Source organism: Xanthomonas sp. DAR 34887, from assembly GCF_041245805.1.
GTDB classification, from domain to species: Bacteria; Pseudomonadota; Gammaproteobacteria; order Xanthomonadales; family Xanthomonadaceae; genus Xanthomonas_A; species Xanthomonas_A tesorieronis.
The window spans coordinates 3,416,047-3,437,572 of the sequence record NZ_CP162490.1; the positions used below are offsets into that span (position 1 = coordinate 3,416,047).

Consider the following 21,526-nt stretch of genomic DNA (forward strand, 5'->3'; position numbering starts at 1 on the left):
ATGGGGCTTGCGCCCCCAGCCAGTTCTTCGGGATACCGTCCTTCCGTGTTGGCCTCAGCGCCGCCCTGTCTGCAGGATCGCTGCAATGTCGCGCATCTCAGCGCGACTCAGCGCATCAACACCACTTCCTCGGCCGAGGTCGGATGGATCGCCACCGTGTCCTCCAGCTGGCGCTTGGTCACGCCCAGCTTCAGCGCCACCGCGAAGCCCTGCAGGATCTCGTCGGCGCCGTCGCCGAGCAGGTGGAAACCGACCACCCGTTCCTCTTCGCCGACGCAGACCAGCTTGAACAGGCTGCGCTGCGGCGAGTCGGCCAGCGCGTGCAGCATCGGCCGGAAATTGCTGCGATACACCGTCACCGCGTCACCGTAGCGCGCCCGCGCCTGCTCTTCGCCCAGGCCGACCTGGCCCAGCGGCGGATGCGAGAACACCACGCTGGGCACGTTGTCGTAGTCCAGCCGCGCCTGCGGCTGGTCGCCGAACAGGCGATCCATCAGCTTGCGGCCGGCGGCGATCGCCACCGGAGTCAGGCCGACCTTGCCGGCCACGTCGCCGATCGCGTACAGCCCCGGCACGTCGGTGTTCTGGTAATCGTCGACCAGCACCTCGCACTTGTCGCCGATGCGCACGCCCAGCGCTTCCAGGCCGATGTCCTTGCTGTTCGGACGCCGCCCGATCGCGAAGAACACCTGATCCACGGCCTCGCTCGGCTGCCCGTCGCCATCGTGCAACTGCAAGCCCTGCTCGCCGCGGCGCAGCGCCGTGGCGCGATAGCCGAAATGCAGGCGCACGCCCTGATGACGCAGGTTCTCGGCGAGCTGCCGCGCCAGTTCCGCATCGAAACGCTCCAGCAGGCGCTCGCCCTGCACGAACAGGTCGACGCGGCTGCCCAGCGCCTGCAGCAGGCCGGCCAGTTCCACCGCGATATAGCCGCCGCCGACGATGCCCACGCGCGGCGGCGCCTCGCACAGATTGAAGAAGTCGTCCGACACCAGGCCCAGCTCGGCGCCCTCGATCGGCGGCCGCAGCGCGTGCGCACCGGTGGCGATCACCACGTGGCCGGCGCTGACCCGCACGCCATCGCCGCATTCCACCGTATGCACGTCCAGCAGCCGGCCGCGCTGCGGGATCAGCACCACGCCATCGGTATCCAGGCGCCGCCGGTAGCTGCCGTGGATGTTGCCGATATAGCCCTGCCGATGCGCCACCAGTTCCGCCCACGACAAGGTGGAACTGGGAATGGAAAACCCGATGTCGCGCGCCAGGTCGATGCGCCCGACCAGGTCGGCGGCCAGCCACATCGCCTTCTTCGGCACGCAGCCGATATTGACGCAGGTACCGCCGAGCGCGCCCGGCTCCAGGATCGCCACGCGCGCGCCGAGGCCGGCGGCGCGGAACGCAGTGGCCAGGCCGCCGGACCCGCCGCCGAGCACCAGCAGGTCGTAGTCGTAGACTGCATCGCTCACGGGAAACACTCCACGCGGTACGGTGTGGTGTCGATCGCGGGCGACTGCCCGGCTGTCAGGTCGGCCATCGGTTGTCCTGTCGTGCTGTTCATGCTGATTCCGAGCATGCCACGCGCGGTGGCGCGCCACGCGTGACGATGCCGCGGCGCCGCGGCGGTCGGCACGTCGCCGTGGGCCGTCATGCGCGCCGCACCCGCGTCACTGCGCGCCATGACGGCGCAGCGGTTGCCAACGCAGATAGCTGGCCGAACGCCACAGCCATTCCACCGGACCGAAGCGGAAATGGCGCAGCCACAGCTGCGATAGCGCCACCTGCACCGCGAACAGCGCGAACGCGAACGGGATCTGCCAAGCCCGCGGCAGGCGCTCGAAATATCCCAGGCCATAGCCATAGAACAGCGTGGTGCACACCAGCGACTGCAGCAGATAGTTGCTCAGCGCCATGCGCCCGGCCGGCGCCAGCCAGCGCAGCGCCGCAACGAAGCGCAGCACCCAGGCCGCATAGCCCAGCGCCATCATGCCGCTGGCCACGGTGGCCAGGGCGAACGCGCCGGCCAGGCGCAGGTCCAGGCGCGCCGGATCCATCCACGGCTCCAGCCGGAAGCTCAGCAGCATCAGCGCCATGCCCAGCGGCAATACGCCCCAGCGCAGCGCCGCCAGCAGCCGCGGGCGCCGCAGCGGTTGCTGCGCCAGGCCGCTGCGCACGCACCATGCGCCGAGCAGGAACATGCCGAAGATGGTCGGCGCATTGAACACCAGCGTGCCCAGCGCATCGACCAGGTCGCGCAGGCGCTGCGCGGTCGCCTGCGCATAGCTGCCGTGACCGAACACCTGCCGCTGTTGTTGCAGCGCGGCCGCCGCGCGCTGCGCCTGCTCGGCCATGTCCTGCCGCCACTGCGCGGCGCCGTGCGGATCGGCCTGCGCCGCCGAACCGATCGCGCCGGTCAGCAGCGACAGCAGCGGCGAGCACAGATAGACCGCCAGCGCCATCCACGGCAGCCAGCGCGTCGGCGCCTCGCGGAAGGCCAGCAGCATGAACGCCAGCAGCGCGTAGCTGACCAAGATGTCGCCGGACCACAGCAGCACCGCATGCAGCACGCCGATCAGCAGCAGCGCCGCGCTGCGGCGCACGAAGAAGCCGCCGAACTCGCGCCGCGCCGCCTCGGCGCGTTGCGCCATCACCGCAAAGCCCATGCCGAACAACAACGAGAACAAGGTGTAGAACTTGCCCTGCACCAGCAGGTAGACCGCGGCATCGGCGATGCGGTCGGCGCCGCGCAACAGCGGGTCCAGCCCGGTCATCGCCGTATCCAGCGGACCGACGAAGCCTTCGATGTTCATCAACAGGATGCCGAGCAGCGCGAAACCGCGCAGCACGTCCATGCTGACGATGCGTTCGGCGGGCGCGACGGGCTGCAGCACGGAAGCGGAGGAAGCCAAGGCGTGGCACCGGACGAAAGACCGGCGATCATCCGTCGCCGCGGCGCGAATGCGCCAAGGCGCATCGCGAAAGACATGAACTACGCGTGGGGCCGGGCGGCGAGTGGCGACGCCGCTCGCCGAGCCACCAGGCAGCGCCGGCGACGCGGCGCGCACCGGTGCGGCGCAGACGGACCCCGCGAACGGGACCCGTCCCCGCGCTCACTCAATGGTGGTGACCGCCCTCGCCGTGCACGTGGCCGTGCTCGATCTCTTCCGGCTTGGCTTCGCGCACCTCGAGGATCTCCACGTCGAAATGCAGGTCCTTGCCGGCCATCGGATGGTTGAGGTCGACATCGACCACGCTCATGCCGACCTTCTGCACGGTCACCGCACGCGGGCCGAAGTTGGTCTGCAGGACCACCTGGCTGCCCGGCTGCAGCTTGGTCGCGCCGAAATGCTTCTTCGGCACGCGCTGGGTCAGGCCCTCGCGGTAGTCGCCGTACGCGTCCTTGGCGGCCACGTCGACGCCGAAGCTGGCGCCGGCTTCCTGGTCCAGCATCGCGTTCTCCAGGCCCGGGATGATGTTGCCGTGGCCGATCAGGATCACCAGCGGATCGCGGTCCTTGGACGTCTCGATCGGCGCCTGGCCGGCTTCGGAGACGGTGTAGTGGAAACGGACGACGCGGTCTTTTTCGATCTTCATGTGAACTCTGCGCTATGGCTGCCGATGGCAGACGGTGTGGACGGCTTGTCGGCCGCCGGGGGCGCCGCCATGATGGCGGCCATCTAAGGTTGCGCATTATCCCGGCTCCATGCAGAACAAGCCAGTTGCACCGTCCGCGCGGCGCCGCCTTCCCTGTTGGGCGGCCTTGCTGTGCATGGCCGCCCTGGCCGCCTGCGGCCGCCACGAGGTGCGCCCGTCGCGGCCCCCACCGCCGGTGGCGGTGCGCAGCTGGCCGCAGGTGGCGCCGGCCGACCCGGCCAAGGCCAACGCGGTGCTGATGCGCGCACTGGGCCTGGTCGGCACACCCTACCGCTACGGCGGCAACACCCCCGACTCCGGCTTCGACTGCAGCGGCCTGGTCGCCTATGTCTACCGCGACATGCTCGACCTGCAGCTGCCGCGCACCTCGCGCGAACTGGCCGCGGTGCAGGGTCCGCGGATCGATCCGCAACGCCTGAGCACCGGCGACCTGGTGTTTTTCGGCAGCGGCGGCACGGTCAGCCATGTCGGCATCTATGTCGGCGAGGGCCGCTTCGTGCACGCCCCCAGCACCGGCGGAACGGTCCGCCTGGACTATCTGGATGGGGCCTATTGGCGCGACCACTACACCGGCGCCAAACGCGTCCTGCACTGAACTGTGGTTTCGCTCACATTCACAATTACGAAATATTAACGTAATTTGAACTTCCTCTTCTCTTCTACAAGGCATGATCGCCCATCGTTTGAATTTGTGATTGACGCGTGACGACTAAAGCCAAGACCTCTCCAGGCAAGACCTCCGTCCCCCGGGCCGCCTTCCGCTTAATCTGTACCGCCTCGCTCTGCCTCTCGGCCGTTCCGGCCCTGGCCCAGTCGGCCCCGGCCGACACCGTGGTCCCCGAAGCGATCGCCCCCGTGGCGCCGGCCCAGGTGACCACCGCCACCGGCGGCACCAGCAGCACCCCAGCGCCTTCCCAGACCGCGACCGCCAAGCCGGCCGCCGCGCAGGCCCCGGCCACGGCACGCAGCAAGGCCGACGCCGCCGCCACCGCCACCCTGGCCGCCCTGCTCCCGCATCTGGCCGCCAACGACACCATTCCGCTGATGGACCGCTCGGCGATGTTCGCTGGCGACATCAGCCGCCTGCTGGCCAACTACGACGTGTCCCAGGCCCCGCTGCGCGAAGGCGTGGTCCCGGGCGGCGACAAGGTGCAGTCGGTGCTCAAGCGCGCCATGGCGCTGCTCGGTACCCCGTACCGCTGGGGCGGCGAAGACACCGAAGGCTTCGATTGCAGCGGCCTGGTCGGCTACGTGTTCCGCACCGCGCTGGGCATCGAGCTGCCGCGCGTGTCGCGCGAGATGGCGCGCGAGGCCAGCGCCGAACTGATCAAGGACCGCGACGCGCTGGCCCCGGGCGACCTGGTGTTCTTCGGCCGCAAGGGCCGCGTCGACCATGTCGGCCTGTATGTCGGCGAAGGCCGCTTCCTGCACGCGCCGAGCCGCGGCAAGGACGTGCGCGTGGACACGCTGACCAGCGGCTACTGGAGCGAGAAGTTCGTGCAGGCGCGGCGCGTGGCGATGTAAGCCGCGCGGCACGCAGGCAAAAAAGAAAGGCCGCTGGGGACAGCGGCCTTTTTCGTTGTTGTTTCCTTGTTGCAGTTCGCCGACGTCCTGCCCTGCGTCAGATGACCGGGCCGCGCCGGCCCGGGAACGTCACCGCGCCCCGGCGCGGCCGGCGCCACGCTCAGGCCTGGTAGTGGGAGATGGTGTCCTCGATGCCCTTGCTCAGTTCCATCACCTTCAGCGCGTACTCGGCCAGGCGATGGTCTTCCGGCGTGTCCGGTTGCCACGACGGCACGGGGGTCGGCTTGCCTTCCACTCCGTCCAGGGCCACGAACACGATGATGCAGTGGGTGCACAGCCGCGAGTCGCCGCCCATCGGGTCGCGCGCGCGCACGTCGATCGCGAAATGCATGCTGGTGCTGCCGGTGTAGACCAGCTTGGCGGTGACCGTGACCATGTCGCTGATCCGGATCGGCGAGACGAAGCGGATCCCGCCCACCGCCACGGTCACGCTGTAGCGCCCGCTCCAGCCCACCGCCGCGGCGTAGCCGACCTGGTCGATCCACTTCATCACCACCCCACCGTGGACCTTGCCGCCGTAGTTGACGTCGATCGGCTCGGCCAGGAAGCGGAAGGTCAGTTCGCGTTGCGTGCCGCTCATCGGGGCTCCAGGGGAAGGAAAGAAGGTGAAGTCTGCCATGTACAGATGCTGCAGGCGCCGCGCCACCGCAACGCGCGGTGGGCCGGTTCAGGGGCAACGTCGGCACCGCACCATCGTCTGGCCAGCGACGCCCGCCTCGCGATCGCGACGGCCTAGACAGCCGCCAATGCCGGGTTGTCGCGCTTGCGGATGCACAGCCACGGAAAGTGCGGTTGCCGCCAGCGCAGCGCACGCAGGCAGCGGGCGCGCAGGCTGCACGGATCGAACAGCCTGTGCAGCACGATGCCGTCGAGCGCGGCCCAGGTGTGCTGGTGGTACTGGCCGGCCAGCTCGGCGCAGCCCAAGCCTGCGAAGTAGCGCAGGCTGCGCGCGGCGCTGGCCTGCGCCTGCGCCGCGTCGGCATAGAACGGACTGTCGATCACGTGCAGCTCGCCGTCGTCCTGCAGCAGGCCGAGCAGCCGCGCGATCAGCGCGCGCGGGTCGGCGAAATACTGGATGCACGCCGGCAGTACGATCACATCGAAGTGCTGCGGCGGCAGCGGCAGCGTGTGGATGTCGCCGGCGACGAAGCTCAGGCGCGGATCGGCCGCGAACACGCGTGCGGCCTGCGCCAGTTCGGTGCGGTTGACGTCGACGCCGCAGACCTCGCGCTGCAGGCCTTCGGCCAGCCGCCGCGACAGCCAGCCGTTGCCGCAGCCCAGTTCCAGCAACGGCCCGTTGCCGCCGCGCGCGCGCAGGTGGCGCAGCAGGCGTCGGCAGGACTCGGCGCGCACCCGCCACTCGTGGCTGGCGCCCAGCGCACCGCCGGGATGCGGCAACGTGCGTACCTGCGCGTCGCTGTAGACGCGGCCTTCCTGCTGCCGCACCGCCAGGTACTGGTGCTCGAACGGGTCGGCGGCGAGCGCCTGCTGCACCAGCACGCCATCGATCGGCGTCAGCCCGGGAAGCCGCTGCAGCTGTTCGCGCAGACTGGTCGCTGGCACGCTCACCGCGCGATCAACGCAGTTGGCCGGACCCGTCGGCCGGCGGATCTTCCAGGCCGACATTGCTCGACGCCGCCTCGTACACGCTGCGGTCGAGCAGGCCGGTTTCCTTGGCCACCAGCACCGGCACCAGCATCTGCCCGGTCACGTTGGTCATGGTCCGCATCATGTCCAGCACGCGGTCGATGGCGTACAGGTAGCCGATCACCTCCAGCGGCAGGTTGGCCGCGCTCAGCACCACCGTCGCCATCACCACCGCGGTGCCGGGCACGCCGGCGGTGCCGAAGCTGCCCAGCACCGAGGCGATCAGCACCACGAAATACTGGTTGGCGGTCAGCGGCACCCCGGTGTACTGGGCGATGAACACCGCGCACAGCGCCGGGAAGATCGCGCCGCAGCCGTCCATCTTGATGCTGGCGCCCAGCGGCACCGCGAACGCGGCGTAGTCCTTGTTGACGCCGAGGTTGTGGGTGATCGAGCGCAGCGCCACCGGCATCGCGGCGAAACTGGAGGAGCTGACGAACGCCACCTGCATGCCCGGCGCGGCGCCGCGGAAGAACTTCCACGGATTCAGCCCGTGCGCCAGCAGCAGCCCGCTGTACACCACCAGGATGTGGATCGCGCAGGCCAGGTACAGCGCCAGCACGAAGTTGCCGAACGGCAGCAGCTTCTCGAAGCCGTAGCTGCCGACCAGCGAGGCGATCAGGCCGAAGGTGCCAAGCGGGGTCATCTCCAGCACGAAGCGGGTGACCTGGATCATGATCTCGCTCATCTGCCCGGCGAGCTTGCGCGCCTGCGCGACCCGCTCGCCGAGCTTGACCATCGCAAAGCCGAGCAGGCCGGCGAAGAAGATCACCGGCAGGATCGAACCGCGCCCGGCCGCCAGCACGGTCTCGCCGGCGGCGTTGGTCTTGGTGCCGATGCCGGTCAACGCGTAGAACGGGTTGGACGGCACCACATCCAGCAGCACCTGGACCGGGCTGGGCACGTCGCGCGGCCTCCAGGCGCTGTCCACGCTCAGGCCGAAGTGGCCGGCGCCCGGCTGCAGCAGGGTGCCCACGCCCAGCCCGACGCCGACCGCCAGCGCGGCGGTGAGCACGAACCACAGGAAGGTGCGCCCGCCCAGCTTGGCCACCGACTGCTGGCCATGCAGCGAGGAAATCGCGTTGATCACCGCAAAGAACACCAGCGGCACCGCGATCATCTTGATCAGGGTCACGTACAGGTCGCCGAGCGGCCCGAACCAGGTGTCCGCCGCAGGCCCCATCGCCCAGCCGGCCAGCGCACCGAGCACGAAGCCGGCCACCACGCGCTGCCAGAACGGGATGCGCAACCAGGCGGTCACCACTTTCATCGATGCTGTCCAGGAAATCTCGGGGGTTTCGCACGATAGCGCACCCCGGCGCCAACGACGACGCCATGGCTGGAAAGGCGCGATGTCATCGGCGTGCCTTGTCGTAGCCGGCATAATGCGGGGGACTTCGTTGTTCAGGACCCGTTCCGCGTATGCGCCTTCCCGTTTCCGTTCTCGCCGCCGCCTCCACCCTGCTGCTGGGTGCCTGCGCCAGCGCGCCGCACGCCCCGGCCGCCAGCGCCAACGTCGCGCCGATCGTCGTCCCCGCCGTGGCCCATCCCGGCGGCGAGACCCCGGGCTGGTGGTACCGCAGCGGCGCCGCCAAGGCCGCCAACAATGGCGCCATGCGCGGCAAGGCCAAGAATGTGATCCTGTTCCTGGGCGACGGCATGAGCCTGACCACGGTCGCCGCCGCGCGCATCCTCGACGGCCAGCGCAAAGGCGCCTCCGGCGAGGAGAATCAGCTGTCGTGGGAGGCGTTCCCGGCCACCGCGCTGAGCAAGACCTACAACACCGATTCGCAGACGCCGGACTCGGCTGGCACCATGACCTCGATCACCACCGGGGTGAAGACCCACATGGGCGCGATCGGCGTGTCCGCCGGCAAGCGCGAGGCCTGCGCCGACAGCCTCGGCAAGCGGTTGCTGACCTGGCTGGAACTGGCCGACAGCGCCGGCCTGAACACCGGCATCGTCACCACCACCCGGCTGACCCACGCCACCCCCGCGGCGACCTACGCGCACACCCCCGAACGCAATTGGGAAAGCGACACCGACCTGCCCGAGCAGGCGGTGGCCGAAGGCTGCCGCGACATCGCCCAGCAGATGGTGAGCGCGCGCTTCGGCCGCGGCCCGCAGGTGATGCTGGCCGGCGGCCGCAGCCAGTTCACCACGGTCGAGCAGCGCGACCCGGAATACGACGACAAGGTCGGCCTGCGCCTGGACGGCCGCGACCTGGTCGGCGAATGGCGCCAGCGCCATCCGCAGGGCGCCTATGTCTGGAACCGCGGGCAGCTGGAAGCGGCGCAGAACGCACCGGCCCTGCTCGGCCTGTTCGAGCCGGACCACATGCAGTTCGACCACGACCGCGACCAGAGCGCGGCCGGCGACCCGAGCCTGGCCGAGATGACCCGCGCCGCGATCCGCACGCTGTCGCGCGGCAAGGACGGCTATGTCCTGATGGTCGAAGGCGGCCGCATCGACCACGCCCACCACGCCGGCAACGCCTACCGCGCGCTGGACGAGACCATCGCCCTGTCGCAGGCGGTGCAGGCCGCGGCGGAGGCGACCTCGGCCGAGGACACGCTGATCATCGTCACTGCCGACCATTCGCACACGCTGAACTTCGTCGGCTACCCGCAGCGCGGCAACCCGATCCTGGGCAAGGTGCGCGGCACCAGCGGCGAAGACGCCAATACCGGCGAGCTGGCGCTGGACGGCAACGGCCAGCCGTACGCCACGCTCAGCTACGCCAACGGCCCCGGCTACACCGGCGCCAGCAACCAGCAGCCGGCCGGAATCAAGACCTTCCCGCACGCGCCCAGCAGCTTCGAACCGGTCAAGGGCCGCCCCGACCTGACCCATGTCGATACCGAGCAGCCGGACTTCATGCAGGAAGCGCTGGTGCCGACCAAGGCCGAAACCCATGGCGGCGACGACGTCGGCATCTGGGCGCGCGGCCCCGGCAGCGATGCGTTCCGCGGCAGCCTGGAAGAGAACGTGATCTACCACGTGATCGTGCAGGCCACGCCGAAGCTGCGCGGCCGCCTGTGCCAGGCCGGCACCTGCAACGGCGACGGCGTGCCGGTGCAGTTGCCGAAGCCGGAGGCGTTCGTGGCCGACACTGCGGGCGTCACCGCAAAATGAGGGTGGAGCAGCAGCGGCACACGACGATGGCCAGGCGAGGGGCAGCGGCGCTGGTCGCGCTGGTCGCCCTCGCGACGGCGCCAGCGGCCTGGGCGCAGGCCGACAACCTGTGCCGGATCGCCGATCCGAACGCCGACCGCGAGGTCGTGCCCGGCTGCAGCGTGGGCGCCGACGGCCGCCTGCGGCTATCGCCGCAGATGGCGCGGCAGCTGCAGTTCGATGCCGACGGCCTGTCCGTGCTGACCGTGAACGCGCAGTTCTACTACGTACGCGCCGACGGCAGCAGCCTGCCGGTGATCACCTGGGACAACGGCCCGGACTATTTCGCCGAAGGCCTCACCCGCGGCATCTTCCATGGGCGCATTGGCTTCTACGACCTGCACCTGCGCGAAGTGATTCCGCCGGTGCACGACTTCGCCTGGCCGTTCGAGAACGGCGTGGCCCGGGTCTGCGACGGCTGCCGCCGCGGTACGCCCGATGGCGACGGACACACACCGATGGAGGGCGGACGCTGGTACGCCATCGACCGCAAAAACCGCGAAGTGCCCGAAACGCGGCCCTGAGTGCCCATTGCAGCGCAACAGCGTCGGCGGATCGAATAAGTGCAAGGTGGACTGCCGCTCCCTTCGCATCGCCCAAGCCGCTGGCGCGGAGCGCTTGCGGCGAAAAGACGGTGCAGCCGCGTAGCGTCGAAACGACGCAGCGGCCAGACCGGCGATACAAGCGCACGATCGCGATCCAGGCCCCTCTTCGCCGCCCGCTCCAGCGCAATCCGCTGCGCGACCGCGACGCATCCCCGCAACACACTTCGCGGCCGCGCCGCCAGCCTCTAAAGTGGCGCGATGACGCCCCATTCGGATATCGCATCGCCCTGCGCCGTGAGCGCCGCCCTGCCCGACCCGGCGCCGGCGGCGGTCCTGGTCGGCCTCAGCGGCGGACTGGATTCCAGCGTGCTGCTGCACGCGCTGGCCCACCAGCCGCGGTACCGCCGCGCCGGGCTGCGCGCGCTGCATGTGCACCACGGCCTGCATGCCGATGCCGATGCCTGGGCCGAGCACTGCGCCGCGTTCTGCGCCGCGCTGGCGATCCCGCTGCAGGTGCTGCGCGTGCAGGTGCCGCGCGACAGCGGCCATGGCCTGGAAGCGGCGGCGCGGCAGGCGCGGCGCGCGGCGTTCGCCCAGGCGCTGGGCGAAGGCGAGTGGCTGGCATTGGCGCAGCACCGCGACGACCAGGCCGAGACCTTCCTGCTGCGCGCGCTGCGCGCCTCCGGTCCCGACGGGCTGGCGGCGATGCAGCCGCTGCGCGGCTTCGCCCACGGCATGCTGTGGCGCCCGGTGCTGGCCCTGCCGCGTAGCGAACTGCACGCCTATGCGCAGCGCCACGCGCTGCGCTGGATCGAAGACCCGAGCAATGCCGACCCCGGCTTCGACCGCAACTTCCTGCGCCTGCAGGTACTGCCGCTGCTGCGCCAGCGCTGGCCGCATGCCGGGGACGCGCTGGCGCGCAGCGCGCAGCTGTGCGGCGAGGCCGGTGCGCTGCTGGATGCCGACGACCAGGCCGCGCTGGAAGCGCTGCGCGAGGACCCCGCCGCGCCACTGCCGCTACCGCAGCTGCGTGCGCTGCCGGCGCCGCGCCGCGCGCGGGTGCTGCGGCGCTGGGTCGCGCAAGCGGGCCTGCCGCCGTTGCCGGCGGCCGGCCTGGTGGCGATCGAGCGCACGCTGCTGCATGCGCGTGCAGATGCATCCGCGCAATTCGCCTGGCATGGCGCGACGCTGCGCAGCTGGCGCGACGCCTTGTACGCCGAGCGCGATCCGCCGCCGCTACCCGCCGACTGGCAGGCGCAGTGGGATGGCCGCGCGCCGCTGGCGCTGCCCGACGGCCGCCGCCTGCGGCTGCACGCCGACCCGCCGTTGGCGTTCGACACCCCGCTGCTGGTGCGCTTGCGCCGGGGCGGCGAACGCATCGCGTTGCCCGGGCGCGTCCACTCACAGGCGCTCAAGCAGGTGCTGCAGGAACGCGCCGTGCCGCCCTGGCAGCGCGCGCGCCTGCCGCTGCTGTTCGACGCCGAGCGCCTGCTCGCCGCCGGCGACCGGATCGCCGCCGCGCCGCTGCACGCCTGGCTGCAGGCGCACGGCGCAGCGCTGGCCCTGGACGCCGCCGCCACGCCATCGTCACCCGCCTCGCATTGACCCTGCCGCCGACGCCGCGCACACTTCCGCGATGCCCAAGAAGTCACTAGAAGAAGCCTCCCCGGTCGCCCGCTTCGAGCAATCGCTCGAGGAACTGGAAGTGCTGGTGGAGAAGATGGAAACCGGCGACCTGAGCCTGGAGCAGTCGCTCAGCGCCTACGAGCGCGGCGTCGGCCTGTACCGGCAGTGCCAGCAGGCGCTGGAACAGGCCGAACTGCGCGTGCGCCTGCTCAGCGATCCGGAGCAGCCGGACACCGCCGAGCCGTTCGATCCCGCCCCGCTCCATGGCGGCTGACGCCGCGTTCGCGCGCTGGCGCCAGCGCGTGGAGGCCGGCCTGGATGCGCAGCTGCCCAGCGCCGCGGCCGCGCCGCAGCGCCTGCACGCGGCGATGCGCCATGCCACCCTCGGCGGCGGCAAGCGCATGCGTCCGCTGCTGGTCTATGCCACCGGCGCGCTGTTCGCCGCCGACGAAACCCGGCTGGATGCGCCGGCGCTGGCGGTGGAACTGATCCATGCCTATTCGCTGGTCCACGACGACCTGCCGGCGATGGACGACGACGCCCTGCGCCGTGGCCGTCCCACCGTGCATATCGCCTTCGACGAGGCCACCGCGATCCTGGCCGGCGACGCGCTGCAGAGCCTGGCCTTCGCCCTGCTCGCCAACGCCGGCGCCGCCGATGCGGCGTTGCGCGTGCGCTGGCTGCAGACCCTGGCCGACGCCGCCGGCGCGGCCGGCATGTGCGGCGGCCAGGCGCTGGACATCGACGCCACCGGTACGGTGCAGCCGCTGACCGACCTGCAGCGCATGCACGCGTTGAAGACCGGCGCGCTGATCCGCGCCAGCGTGCGCCTGGGCGCGCTCGGCGGCGGCGCCGACGCGGCCGCGCTGGCGCAGCTGGATACCTTCGCCAGCGCGCTGGGCCTGGCGTTCCAGGTGCGTGACGACATCCTCGACATCGAGGCCAGCTCCGAACAGCTCGGCAAGACCGCCGGCAAGGACGCGGCGCAGGCCAAGTCCACCTATCCGGCGCTGCTCGGCATGGACGGCGCCAAGGCCAAGCTCGCCGAACTGGCGACGACGATGCGCGACAGCCTGCAGGGCCACGGCGCCCGCGCCGACACGCTGGCGGCGCTGGCAAGGCTGGCGGTGGATCGCTCGCACTGAATCGATCCAGGCGCTGCCTTTACAAGCTCCTGTAGGAGCGGCTTCAGCCGCGACAGGCGCTATGGATAACCCCTGAAGCCGTCTTTTTTCAGTGCACGTAGCGCACTGTCCGCAGAGTCATGTGGGAGCGACTTCAGTCGCGACGGGCTTTACCGGTAAAGCCCGTCGCGACTGAAGTCGCTCCCACAACAGCTCCCTGCGCTGCAAGTATCCAGTAAAAAAAACCGCTAGCGCGGACGCAACTCCACCAGCACCACATCGTTCGCGCGCATCCGCACCTCCACCTGCGCCGAGCCGTCCTTGCCGACCCGCACGCGGCGCAATTCGGGCGCATCGGCGGTCATGCCCTGCAGCTTGCGCACTTGTTCGGCGCTCAGCGCCTTTGGCGCGCCCATGCGCAGATAGGCGCTGTACGCATCGTTGGCATCGAAACCGGTGCGGCGGATCGCCAGCGCATACGTGCCCGGCGCCAGTCCACGCAGCTGCACGCGCAGCGGCGCGGTCGTGGCCGCCGGCAGCACCTGGGTGAAGTACGGGCGGTTGCTCTTGTCCTGTTGCGGCGTCGCGAACTCCCAGGCCAGCAGCTTCAGCACGCCGCCATCGTAGGTCGCATAGCTCTGCGCATCGGCGTTGCGCAGCTGCCGCTCGCCCAACGCGTTGAGGTACTTGTAGGCGAAGTACGCCGGCTTGCGGACCCCCTGCGGATTGAGCAGGCCGAAGCCGCCCTGGAACGGCGCGGTCGGCGGGCCCGGTTCCTCGAACAGGTCGCTGTAGGTCCAGTAGCTCATGCCCTGCACCAGCCCTTCGGTGGCCTTGAGCTTGCTCAGGATGTAGGCCGCGCTGAGGTAGGCATCGTGCACGGGATCGCGCGGCGTATAGCTGGTGCTCCACTCGGTGAAGTACAGCGGCAGCCCCGGCATCGCCGACGCCTGGATCTGCTCGCGCACGCGGCGCACGTCGCCGACGATCGCATCGGGCGATGGCGACAGTTTGGTATCGCTCTCGCCCTTCTCGTCGAGGAAGCCGCCGTCCACGCCATAGGTGTGGGTGGTGATGAAATCCAGCGGCGTGCCGGCGGCATGCGCGTGGGCGATGAACTCCGGCACCCAGGCCGCGCCCGCGGTCGACGGCCCGCCGACCTTGAGCAGCGGGTCGATGCGCTTGATCGTCTTCGCCGTCGCGTCGTACAGCGCGAAGTACGCGGGCTGGTCGGCGCCTTCCCAGAAACCGGCCAGGTTTGGCTCGTTCCAGACCTCGAAGTACCAGCGGCGCACTTCCTCCTCGCCGTAACGCTGGCGCGCATGGCGCACGAACGCATCCACCAGCGCACTCCACTTGTCCAGCTGCGGATGCGAGGTGTTGCCCTTCCAGTAGAAGATCCGCTGATCGGAACGCTTCATCGCCTCGGGGGTGAAACCCAGTTCGACGAACGGACGGATGCCCATGCCGAGCATGCGGTCGTAGAGCCGGTCGATCTTGCTCCAGTCGTAGACCGGGCGTCCATCGACCTCGCGATAGGTGCCGAGCACGTCGTGGAAGATCGCGTGGAAGCGCAGATAGCGGAACCCCAGTTCGGTGCGGGCGGTGCGCAGCTGCGCCAGGCTGTCTTCGCGCAGCAGCGTGCCCGGATAGTCCGAGCCCACCGACAGGTCGTAGAAGTGATCGCGCGGCGACGTCGGCCCTTGCACGTCCAGCGCGATCTCGCGGACCGCAGGCTGCGCCGCGGCCACCGCTGTCAGCGAAGCCAATGCGGCAGCCAGCACCAGCCGTAGCACTCCCATGACATCCCCTCTCCCAAGACGCGAAGGCTCGACTCTAGCATCGGCCCGCACACCGGCAAATCGCCAATGCACCGGCGAACGCGCGATGCCAGGCCGCACGCGCATCGTGTAGCGCATCGAGGCGCCGCGGCATTCGCGCGAACGCCGTTTGTGGGACCGAGCGCCCGGTTCGCTGGACGGAATCGCAGACAAACGCGCAAACGCCGGTTGCCCGCGGATCGTCGGGCTAGTTTGCATACGCCCTCGCATGGGCATCCCCTTTTCGACGGAGAAAGCCTGCATGAAACACGTATCCCTGATCTCGGCAGCCATCGGCTTGAGCCTGGTCGGCATCATGTCGGCGGCCACTGCGCAATCGCAGCTGTCGCGCACCACCACACCGTTGCAGGTCGAGCTGGCGCCGGTCGCCGACGCGGACGGACAGTACCGCGGCCAGGTCGCGGTCACCGTGCGCAATACCAGCGAACGCGTGGCGCGCGTGCCGAAGTGGGAATTGCCGCTGGGCGAACTGGACGCCAGCCTGTTCGAGATCGCACGCGACGGCAGCACGGTCGATTACGTCGGGCGCCTGGTCAAGCGCGCCGCGCCACGCGCCGAGGACTACGTGACCCTGCAGCCGGGCGAAGCGCGGCACGCGCAGATCGACCTGGCCAACGCCTACGACCTGTCGCGCAGCGGCAACTACACCATCAACCTCAACGCGTCGCTGCAATACGCCGCGTTCGCCGACGGCGAGCGGATGCAGCGCGCCGACGGCCAGGCGCAGACCGTGTCCAGCGCACCGTTGACGCTGTGGCTGGACGGCCGCGGCCGCGCGGTGCGCAACGATCTGATGGCCGGTCCGCAGGCGGTGGTCAACGGCATCAACTACGCCTCGTGCAGCACCAGCCAGATCAGCACCATCGGCAGCGCGGTGAACTCGGCGCGCACCTATTCCCAGAACGCCAAGACCTATCTCAACGGCGGCAGCACCGGCGCGCGCTACACCACCTGGTTCGGCGCCTACAACGCCAGCCGCTACAGCACCGCCACCTCCAACTTCGTCAACATCGACGCGGCGATCGACCAGAACAACGGCCAGGTCACCATCAACTGCGGCTGCAGCGACAGCTCCTATGCCTACGTCTACGCCAACCAGCCGTACCAGATCTACGTCTGCAACGCGTTCTGGAGCGCGCCGCTGACCGGCACCGACTCCAAGGCCGGCACGCTGATCCACGAGATGAGCCATTTCACCGTGGTCGCCGGTACCTCGGACTACGCCTACGGCCAGAGCGCGGCCAAGAGCCTGGCCACCAGCAATCCGGCGCGTGCGGTGAAGAACGCCGACAGCCACGAATACTTCGCCGAGAACACCCCGGCGCAGAACTGAGCCTAGCGGCGGACGCCGCGTTCGCACCAGCGGTGCCGGCAGGCATGCCGGCACCGCTGCTTCGGCGCGGAGCAGCGCAATGGGCCGCGTCGCAATCCGGGCGGTCGCCACGTTGGCCGCGAATGCGACAGAGTATCGGCGCGCCAGCGTCTACCGTTGGCACGCAAAAGCTTCAACCCGACGCCACCAGTCCTTCCATCGCCCGCACCGCGCCGCTGCCCGGAAACACCTGCGTTTCCAGCGCCGCTTCGGACACGCCCAGGTGCGCGCTCAACAGATGTTTGAACAGACCGCGCAGGTCGGTGGTCGCGCGCAGATCGCGGCCTTCGTTCAGGGCCCGCGGCGACAGCCCCGGCCAATCGCCGGCAACGCGTCCGCCGCGGATCGCGCCGCCGGCCAGGAAGGCGACGCCACCGGTGCCGTGATCGGTACCGCCGGTGCCGTTGACCGCCGCCGTGCGTCCGAACTCGGTCACCACCGCGACCACGCTGCGCTCCCAACTGGCACCGGCGCCGTCGTGGAATGCGCGCACGCCGGCATCGAGCTCGGCCAGCTTGCGCTGCAGCACCGCGGCCTGGTTGCCGTGCGTGTCCCAGCCCGAATCCTCGACGAAACCGATCCGTGGGCCATCGGCCTTGGCCATGAAGCTGGCGGCGGCGCTCATCGCCTGCGGCAGCTGCCCGCCCTTGACGCTGTCCACCTGCATGCCCTGCCCGCGCACCGCGCGCGCGAAGCCGTCGGCCAGTTGCGCATCCGCGGCGTACAGGGGCTGCAGCCGCTGCAGCAGGATCGGATTGACCGCGCTCGGCAACGGCGGCGACCAACTGCTGACCGCACCCGGGCCACGCATGATCAACGGCGTCACCGCGCTCACCGACAGCGCGTCGGCGCCGCGCAGCGCCGCCGCACAGCGGTTGAGCCAACCGCTGGAGGCGCCGCTGGGCCGCGCGGTGCCGTTTTCCAGGCAGTCCTGCGCTTCGAAATGCGAGCGCTGCCGATACGGCGGTGCCACCGCCACCACCGGCAACCACTGCTTGCGCGCATACAGCGCGTGGGCGAAGGCCAGCGCCGGATGCAACGCGAAACTGCCGTCCAACGCCAGCGTCTGCGGCGGCGCCAGCGCGCCGCGCAGCCGCGCATAGTCCGCATCGCCCTGCGGCACCAGCGCATGCAGTCCATCCAGCGCGCCGCGCAGCAACACCACCAGCAGCCGTGTCTGCGGTCCCGGCGTCGCCAGGCCGGAACCGGACCAGAGGCTCAAACACGTGGCCGCACCGCTGGCGGCGAGAAAACGGCGGCGTGTCAGTTGCATCGGGCGTTCTCCGCGGTCGGGTTGTGCGACGCGCCGCTCAGGCGCGCCACTGGAAGGCCGGGCTGGCCAGCAGCAGGGCCACGCCATCGCGCGGCGATTCGGCGCGACGCAAGGCCGCATCGGTGTCCTGGTCCAGCGTCCCGCCGAATACGCTGCCTGCCAGCGCCAGCGGATCGGTCGGCGCTGCGAGACCGGCCAGCGCCTCGGCCGCCTGCAGCCGCTTCCACAGCGCATCCGGCCCGCTCCATTCGGCGGCCACGTCGGCATAGCCGGCCGGCGAGCGCGGCGTGAACGGCGGCTGCCCCATCCGCGCCAGCAGCTCGAGCAGCATTTTCTGCTGCGCCGGCGCCTGCGGCCATTCGCCGCCGGCACGCAATGCCGACACCACGAAATCCTGCGGCGGCTTGAACTTGCGCGCCTGCGCGCTCCACGCCTCCGGGCTGTCGATCAGCGCGCGGTAGACGCTGGGCAAGTGTCCGTCGCTACGCAGCCAGGCGTCGGCCATGCGCTGCACCAACGCCGGCGGCGGATCGTCGCGGACGAAATGCCGCGCCAGCTTCAACGACACATGCCGCGCAGTGGCCGGGTGCCGGGCCAGGGCGGTCAGGATCGCCTCGCCCTGCTCCAGCCCGGCTTCGGCATAGCGCCGGCCCAGTACCTGGCGGCTGCCGGCGGCATGCGCCTGGGCGCGGAACGCGAAGGCGCGATCGGGCGCGCCCTGCTCGAAGTCGCGCGGCGCCGGCACGCCCCAACCGGTGATCGCGCGCGCCAGTTCGGTGACGTCGGCCTGGGTATAGCCACCGTCCACGCCCAGCGTGTGCAGCTCCAGGATCTCGCGCGCCAGGTTCTCGTTGAGACCGGGCCGGCGCGGCGGCGCATCCTGGCCCTGGCCCTGGCGTGCCGCACGCCGCTGCGCGCGTTGCGCCAGCATCGAGTCGGGGCCGATCGAGTTGGCGTTGTCCAGGTAGCGCAGCATCGCCGGATGCCGCTCCACCGCCAGCAGCAGGTCGGCGAAGCGGCCCATGCACTGCGGGCGGATCGCCTCGCGTTCCATCGGCGCGGCGTACAGCGCGGCCGCACGCTTGTCGACCGAGACCGCGAAATGGTTGGACCAGAAATGCACGAGCCGTTCGGCGAAGCCATCCGCGCTGGCCACCGCGACGGCGTAGCGCGCCGCCAGTTCCTGCGCCTGCGTTTGCCGGTACAGGCCGCGCGCCGCCTGCTGCGCGGGCTTGGCGTCGGCCGGCGCCTGCATCCGCGCCTGGCGCCGCTCGCGCTGGTAGGCGGCTTCGCGGCGCAGGTACTCCAGGCTGTCGGGCAAGCCCTGCATCGCGGGGCCGGCGACGGGCGGCGCACGCAACTGCGCGGCCAGCCATCCACGCGGATCGTCGATGCTTGCCAGCTCGCCCGGGCGTGCGCCCAGGCCGAAGCGGTTCGCGGCACTCAGGGTTTCGCGACGGATCATGCGGCGCTCCGGTTCGGCATCGCTACTGCAAACGCGCCACACCGGGTGCGGTTGACCTGCGGCGCGGCTTCCCGGATCGGCGAACACGCCTGGCCGGCCGCCGACCCGCCGCGCCGGTCGCGTGCGCTGCAGCGGCCGAAATGAAAAAGGCCCGGCGGATGCCGGGCCTTTTTCGCGAACCGGAGAACCGGACCGCGCTTACTTGATCAGGCGCAGCGCGAACGGGTAGCGGTAGGCCACGCCTTCGTTGGCCTTGATCCCGGCCAGGATGCAGAACACCAGGTTCACCACCCACACCACCGGCATCAGCAGCCCGCCGATCACGATGATGCTGAGCACCATGCAGATCACGTATGCGATGGCGACGGTGATCTGGAAATTCAGCGCTTCCTTGGCCTGGTCGTTGAGGAACGACTTGGCCGGGTTGTCCTTGTTCACCAGCCAGATGATCAGCGGCACGATGAAGCCGGCGATGATGCCCGACAGATGGGTGATCAAGGCGACCGTGCGGTCTTCCTGCGGGCCGGCGCCAGCCGGCGGCGGCGGCGGTGCGGTCACGTTGTCGAATTCGCTCATCGGTATTCCTATCCTTATGGTGGTGAGTGGGCAAGGCGCTTCGCGCGCCACTCTCGGCGGCCTGCGCGAACCTGTCAAGCCGTGGCCGTACCGATCCGGGTCGGCGCACCGCACCGTCCGCGGCCGGGCACACCCCAAACGACCCGAAAAACGACCAGTCCGGGCTACCGGGACTCACCCCGGCTCTCGCACGCCACCCCGCACAGCAAGCGGCCGCGGTGCGTGGCAACGCCTCAGTCGTTGCCGGCCACGGTCATCTTGCCGACCAGCACGGAGCCGATGTGCACGTGCGAGCGCACGTCGATGTCGCGGCCGACCGCTTCGATGCGCTGGAACATCTCGCGCAGGTTGCCGGCGATGGTGACCTCGTCCACCGGATAGGCGATTTCTCCGTTCTCGATCCAGAAGCCGCCGGCACCGCGCGAATAGTCGCCGGTGACCGGGTTGACGCCGTTGCCCATCAGTTCGGTGACCAGCAGGCCGCGCGGGATGCCGGCGGCGATCGACGCCAGGTCGTCCGCGTTGGCCGCCACCTGCAGGTTGTGCACGCCGCCGGCGTTGGCGGTGGTAGGCAGGCCGAGCTTGCGCGCCGAGTAGCTGCCCAGCACGTAGCGCTGCAGCACCCCGCCGGCGATCAGCGGCGCGGCGCGGGTGGCCACGCCCTCGGCGTCGAAGGTCGCCGAGCGCAGGCCGCGGCGCAGGTGCGGCAGTTCGTCGATCGCGAACCAGTCCGGGAACAGGCGGGTGCCGACGCTGTCGAGCAGGAAGCTGGCGCGGCGGTACAGCGCGCCGCCGGACACCGCGCCGAGCAGGTGCCCGACCAGCGAACGCGCCATCTCCGGCGCGAACAGCACCGGCAGTTCGCCGGTCGGCAGCGAGCGCGGCTGCAGCCGGGCCACGGTGCGTTCGGCGGCGCGGCGGCCGATCGCCGCCGGCTGTTCGAGATCCTCGCGCGCCAGGGCGCTGCTGTACCAGTGGTCGCGCTGCATGGCGTCGCCATGCCCGGCGATCAGCGAGCAGCCGATCGAATGGTGGGTGCTGCGCTCGCGGCCGACGAAACCGTGCGAATTGGCGTACACCGACAGGCTCTCGCTGCTGCCGGCCGAGGCGCCGTCGGAATTGGCCACGCGCGGGTCGGCCTCGCGGCCGGCCGCCTCGCAGGCCAGGGCCAGCTCGATCGCCTCTTCGGCCTCCAGCGCCCACGGATGCCAGCGGTCCAGCTCGGGCATGTCGCGCGCCATCAGCGCCGCGTCGGCCAGCCCGGCGGCGACGTCGTCCTCGGTGTAGCGGGCGATCGCGCAGGCCTGGGCGACGGTCGCCTCGAGGCTGGATTCGTGCAGGTCGGCGGTGCTGGCGCTGCCCTTGCGCTGGCCGAAGTAGACGGTGACGCCGATGCCGCGGTCGCGGGTGGCCTCGACCGTTTCCACCGCGCCCAGGCGCACGTTGACGTCCAGCCCGCGGTCTTCGCTGCAGCTGACCTCGGCCTGGCTGGCGCCCAGTTCGCGTGCCCGCGCCAGCAGCCGCTCGGCGATATCGGACAGGCGCTCCAGCCGTTCCAGGCTGTCGTCGCGGCGCAGTTCGGAAGTGATCGCGTTCAATGCTTTATCCTGTAGAGGTCACGGCTCCGCGCAACGCGGAGCGGAAAATT

General features: G+C 70.3%; 20 protein-coding genes. 8 read left to right on the forward strand and 12 right to left on the reverse strand.

Annotation, left to right across the window (positions count from 1 at the left end):
- Positions 1-107: 107 nt before the first annotated feature.
- The 4 genes from gorA to AB3X08_RS14340 all read right to left on the reverse strand — a co-directional run bounded on the left by gorA (position 108) and on the right by AB3X08_RS14340 (position 3,591).
- Entirely contained in the window at positions 108-1,466 is a 1,359-nt protein-coding gene (gene gorA, locus AB3X08_RS14325; RefSeq protein ID WP_369933367.1) for a glutathione-disulfide reductase, read from the reverse strand.
- Positions 1,463-1,678 (reverse strand): hypothetical protein, encoded by a 216-nt coding sequence (locus tag AB3X08_RS14330; protein WP_369933369.1) that lies wholly within the window; start codon positions 1,676-1,678, stop codon positions 1,463-1,465. Before AB3X08_RS14330 ends, gorA begins: the two co-directional genes overlap by 4 nt.
- Complete coding sequence (locus AB3X08_RS14335; protein ID WP_369938537.1) at positions 1,665-2,849, reverse strand: DUF418 domain-containing protein; 1,185 nt, start codon at positions 2,847-2,849, stop codon at positions 1,665-1,667. Before AB3X08_RS14335 ends, AB3X08_RS14330 begins: the two co-directional genes overlap by 14 nt.
- Positions 2,850-3,111: 262 nt before the next feature.
- Positions 3,112-3,591 carry an FKBP-type peptidyl-prolyl cis-trans isomerase gene (locus tag AB3X08_RS14340; protein WP_179563805.1) on the reverse strand — a complete coding sequence of 160 codons (480 nt, stop codon included), beginning with the start codon at positions 3,589-3,591 and terminating at the stop codon, positions 3,112-3,114.
- A gap of 109 nt (positions 3,592-3,700) precedes the next feature.
- Here AB3X08_RS14340 and AB3X08_RS14345 point away from each other — a divergent pair, with 109 nt between their 5' ends.
- Positions 3,701-4,246 (forward strand): C40 family peptidase, encoded by a 546-nt coding sequence (locus AB3X08_RS14345; protein WP_369933371.1) that lies wholly within the window; start codon positions 3,701-3,703, stop codon positions 4,244-4,246.
- A 107-nt stretch (positions 4,247-4,353) separates the two neighbouring features.
- Positions 4,354-5,175, forward strand: coding sequence for a C40 family peptidase (locus tag AB3X08_RS14350; RefSeq protein ID WP_369933373.1), 822 nt, complete (start codon positions 4,354-4,356; stop codon positions 5,173-5,175).
- Positions 5,176-5,335: 160 nt separating this feature from the next.
- Here AB3X08_RS14350 and AB3X08_RS14355 read toward each other — a convergent pair whose 3' ends face one another.
- The 3 genes from AB3X08_RS14355 to AB3X08_RS14365 all read right to left on the reverse strand — a co-directional run bounded on the left by AB3X08_RS14355 (position 5,336) and on the right by AB3X08_RS14365 (position 8,152).
- Complete coding sequence (locus tag AB3X08_RS14355; RefSeq protein ID WP_184411277.1) at positions 5,336-5,815, reverse strand: acyl-CoA thioesterase; 480 nt, start codon at positions 5,813-5,815, stop codon at positions 5,336-5,338.
- A 152-nt stretch (positions 5,816-5,967) separates the two neighbouring features.
- Complete coding sequence (locus AB3X08_RS14360) at positions 5,968-6,804, reverse strand: class I SAM-dependent methyltransferase (RefSeq protein WP_369933375.1); 837 nt, start codon at positions 6,802-6,804, stop codon at positions 5,968-5,970.
- Between the two features lie 7 nt (positions 6,805-6,811).
- On the reverse strand, positions 6,812-8,152 hold the full coding sequence (locus AB3X08_RS14365; RefSeq protein WP_369933377.1) for a dicarboxylate/amino acid:cation symporter: 1,341 nt from the start codon (positions 8,150-8,152) through the stop codon (positions 6,812-6,814).
- Positions 8,153-8,304: 152 nt separating this feature from the next.
- Between AB3X08_RS14365 and AB3X08_RS14370 the strand changes: the two genes are divergently transcribed.
- From AB3X08_RS14370 to AB3X08_RS14390, 5 genes are all read left to right on the forward strand, one after another.
- Positions 8,305-10,017, forward strand: coding sequence for an alkaline phosphatase (locus AB3X08_RS14370; protein WP_369933379.1), 1,713 nt, complete (start codon positions 8,305-8,307; stop codon positions 10,015-10,017).
- Between the two features lie 26 nt (positions 10,018-10,043).
- A complete protein-coding gene (locus AB3X08_RS14375) occupies positions 10,044-10,580 on the forward strand; it encodes a WG repeat-containing protein (RefSeq protein ID WP_369933381.1) in 537 nt (178 codons plus the stop codon).
- 279 nt (positions 10,581-10,859) lie between these two features.
- Complete coding sequence (tilS, locus tag AB3X08_RS14380) at positions 10,860-12,206, forward strand: tRNA lysidine(34) synthetase TilS (RefSeq protein WP_420018187.1); 1,347 nt, start codon at positions 10,860-10,862, stop codon at positions 12,204-12,206.
- A gap of 31 nt (positions 12,207-12,237) precedes the next feature.
- Positions 12,238-12,501, forward strand: a complete 264-nt coding sequence (locus AB3X08_RS14385; RefSeq protein ID WP_038237299.1) for an exodeoxyribonuclease VII small subunit — start codon at positions 12,238-12,240, stop codon at positions 12,499-12,501.
- Positions 12,491-13,372, forward strand: a complete 882-nt coding sequence (locus AB3X08_RS14390; protein WP_369933385.1) for a polyprenyl synthetase family protein — start codon at positions 12,491-12,493, stop codon at positions 13,370-13,372. Before AB3X08_RS14385 ends, AB3X08_RS14390 begins: the two co-directional genes overlap by 11 nt.
- 227 nt (positions 13,373-13,599) lie before the next feature.
- On the opposite strand, the gene AB3X08_RS14395 is transcribed toward AB3X08_RS14390, so the two are convergent.
- Positions 13,600-15,153 (reverse strand): GH39 family glycosyl hydrolase, encoded by a 1,554-nt coding sequence (locus tag AB3X08_RS14395; RefSeq protein ID WP_369933387.1) that lies wholly within the window; start codon positions 15,151-15,153, stop codon positions 13,600-13,602.
- A 280-nt stretch (positions 15,154-15,433) separates the two neighbouring features.
- On the opposite strand from AB3X08_RS14395, the gene AB3X08_RS14400 reads away from it, so the two are divergent.
- Entirely contained in the window at positions 15,434-16,525 is a 1,092-nt protein-coding gene (locus AB3X08_RS14400; protein ID WP_369933389.1) for a M35 family metallo-endopeptidase, read from the forward strand.
- 172 nt (positions 16,526-16,697) lie between these two features.
- On the opposite strand, the gene AB3X08_RS14405 is transcribed toward AB3X08_RS14400, so the two are convergent.
- The 4 genes from AB3X08_RS14405 to pmbA form a co-directional block, all read right to left on the reverse strand.
- Entirely contained in the window at positions 16,698-17,837 is a 1,140-nt protein-coding gene (locus tag AB3X08_RS14405) for a DUF1501 domain-containing protein (RefSeq protein ID WP_369933390.1), read from the reverse strand.
- Between the two features lie 37 nt (positions 17,838-17,874).
- The gene (locus tag AB3X08_RS14410) at positions 17,875-19,302 is read right to left on the reverse strand and encodes a DUF1800 domain-containing protein (RefSeq protein ID WP_369933391.1); all 1,428 of its coding nucleotides are present in this window, start codon (positions 19,300-19,302) and stop codon (positions 17,875-17,877) included.
- Positions 19,303-19,500: 198 nt separating this feature from the next.
- On the reverse strand, positions 19,501-19,878 hold the full coding sequence (locus tag AB3X08_RS14415) for a DUF4870 domain-containing protein (RefSeq protein WP_184411288.1): 378 nt from the start codon (positions 19,876-19,878) through the stop codon (positions 19,501-19,503).
- A gap of 233 nt (positions 19,879-20,111) precedes the next feature.
- Entirely contained in the window at positions 20,112-21,476 is a 1,365-nt protein-coding gene (gene pmbA, locus AB3X08_RS14420; protein ID WP_369933393.1) for a metalloprotease PmbA, read from the reverse strand.
- Positions 21,477-21,526: the final 50 nt, after the last annotated feature.

Excerpts from the sequence above, each read along its gene's own strand:
- AB3X08_RS14330 (WP_369933369.1), bottom strand. The coding sequence starts at position 1,678 with ATGGCGCGCAGTGACGCGGGTGCGGCGCGCATGACGGCCCACGGCGAC.
- AB3X08_RS14335 (WP_369938537.1), bottom strand. The coding sequence starts at position 2,849 with ATGGACGTGCTGCGCGGTTTCGCGCTGCTCGGCATCCTGTTGATGAAC.
- AB3X08_RS14340 (WP_179563805.1), bottom strand. The coding sequence starts at position 3,591 with ATGAAGATCGAAAAAGACCGCGTCGTCCGTTTCCACTACACCGTCTCC.
- AB3X08_RS14345 (WP_369933371.1), top strand. The coding sequence starts at position 3,701 with ATGCAGAACAAGCCAGTTGCACCGTCCGCGCGGCGCCGCCTTCCCTGT.
- AB3X08_RS14355 (WP_184411277.1), bottom strand. The coding sequence starts at position 5,815 with ATGAGCGGCACGCAACGCGAACTGACCTTCCGCTTCCTGGCCGAGCCG.
- AB3X08_RS14365 (WP_369933377.1), bottom strand. The coding sequence starts at position 8,152 with ATGAAAGTGGTGACCGCCTGGTTGCGCATCCCGTTCTGGCAGCGCGTG.
- AB3X08_RS14370 (WP_369933379.1), top strand. The coding sequence starts at position 8,305 with ATGCGCCTTCCCGTTTCCGTTCTCGCCGCCGCCTCCACCCTGCTGCTG.
- AB3X08_RS14375 (WP_369933381.1), top strand. The coding sequence starts at position 10,044 with ATGGCCAGGCGAGGGGCAGCGGCGCTGGTCGCGCTGGTCGCCCTCGCG.
- tilS (WP_420018187.1), top strand. The coding sequence starts at position 10,860 with ATGACGCCCCATTCGGATATCGCATCGCCCTGCGCCGTGAGCGCCGCC.
- AB3X08_RS14385 (WP_038237299.1), top strand. The coding sequence starts at position 12,238 with ATGCCCAAGAAGTCACTAGAAGAAGCCTCCCCGGTCGCCCGCTTCGAG.
- AB3X08_RS14390 (WP_369933385.1), top strand. The coding sequence starts at position 12,491 with ATGGCGGCTGACGCCGCGTTCGCGCGCTGGCGCCAGCGCGTGGAGGCC.
- AB3X08_RS14395 (WP_369933387.1), bottom strand. The coding sequence starts at position 15,153 with ATGGGAGTGCTACGGCTGGTGCTGGCTGCCGCATTGGCTTCGCTGACA.
- AB3X08_RS14400 (WP_369933389.1), top strand. The coding sequence starts at position 15,434 with ATGAAACACGTATCCCTGATCTCGGCAGCCATCGGCTTGAGCCTGGTC.
- AB3X08_RS14405 (WP_369933390.1), bottom strand. The coding sequence starts at position 17,837 with ATGCAACTGACACGCCGCCGTTTTCTCGCCGCCAGCGGTGCGGCCACG.
- AB3X08_RS14410 (WP_369933391.1), bottom strand. The coding sequence starts at position 19,302 with ATGATCCGTCGCGAAACCCTGAGTGCCGCGAACCGCTTCGGCCTGGGC.
- AB3X08_RS14415 (WP_184411288.1), bottom strand. The coding sequence starts at position 19,878 with ATGAGCGAATTCGACAACGTGACCGCACCGCCGCCGCCGCCGGCTGGC.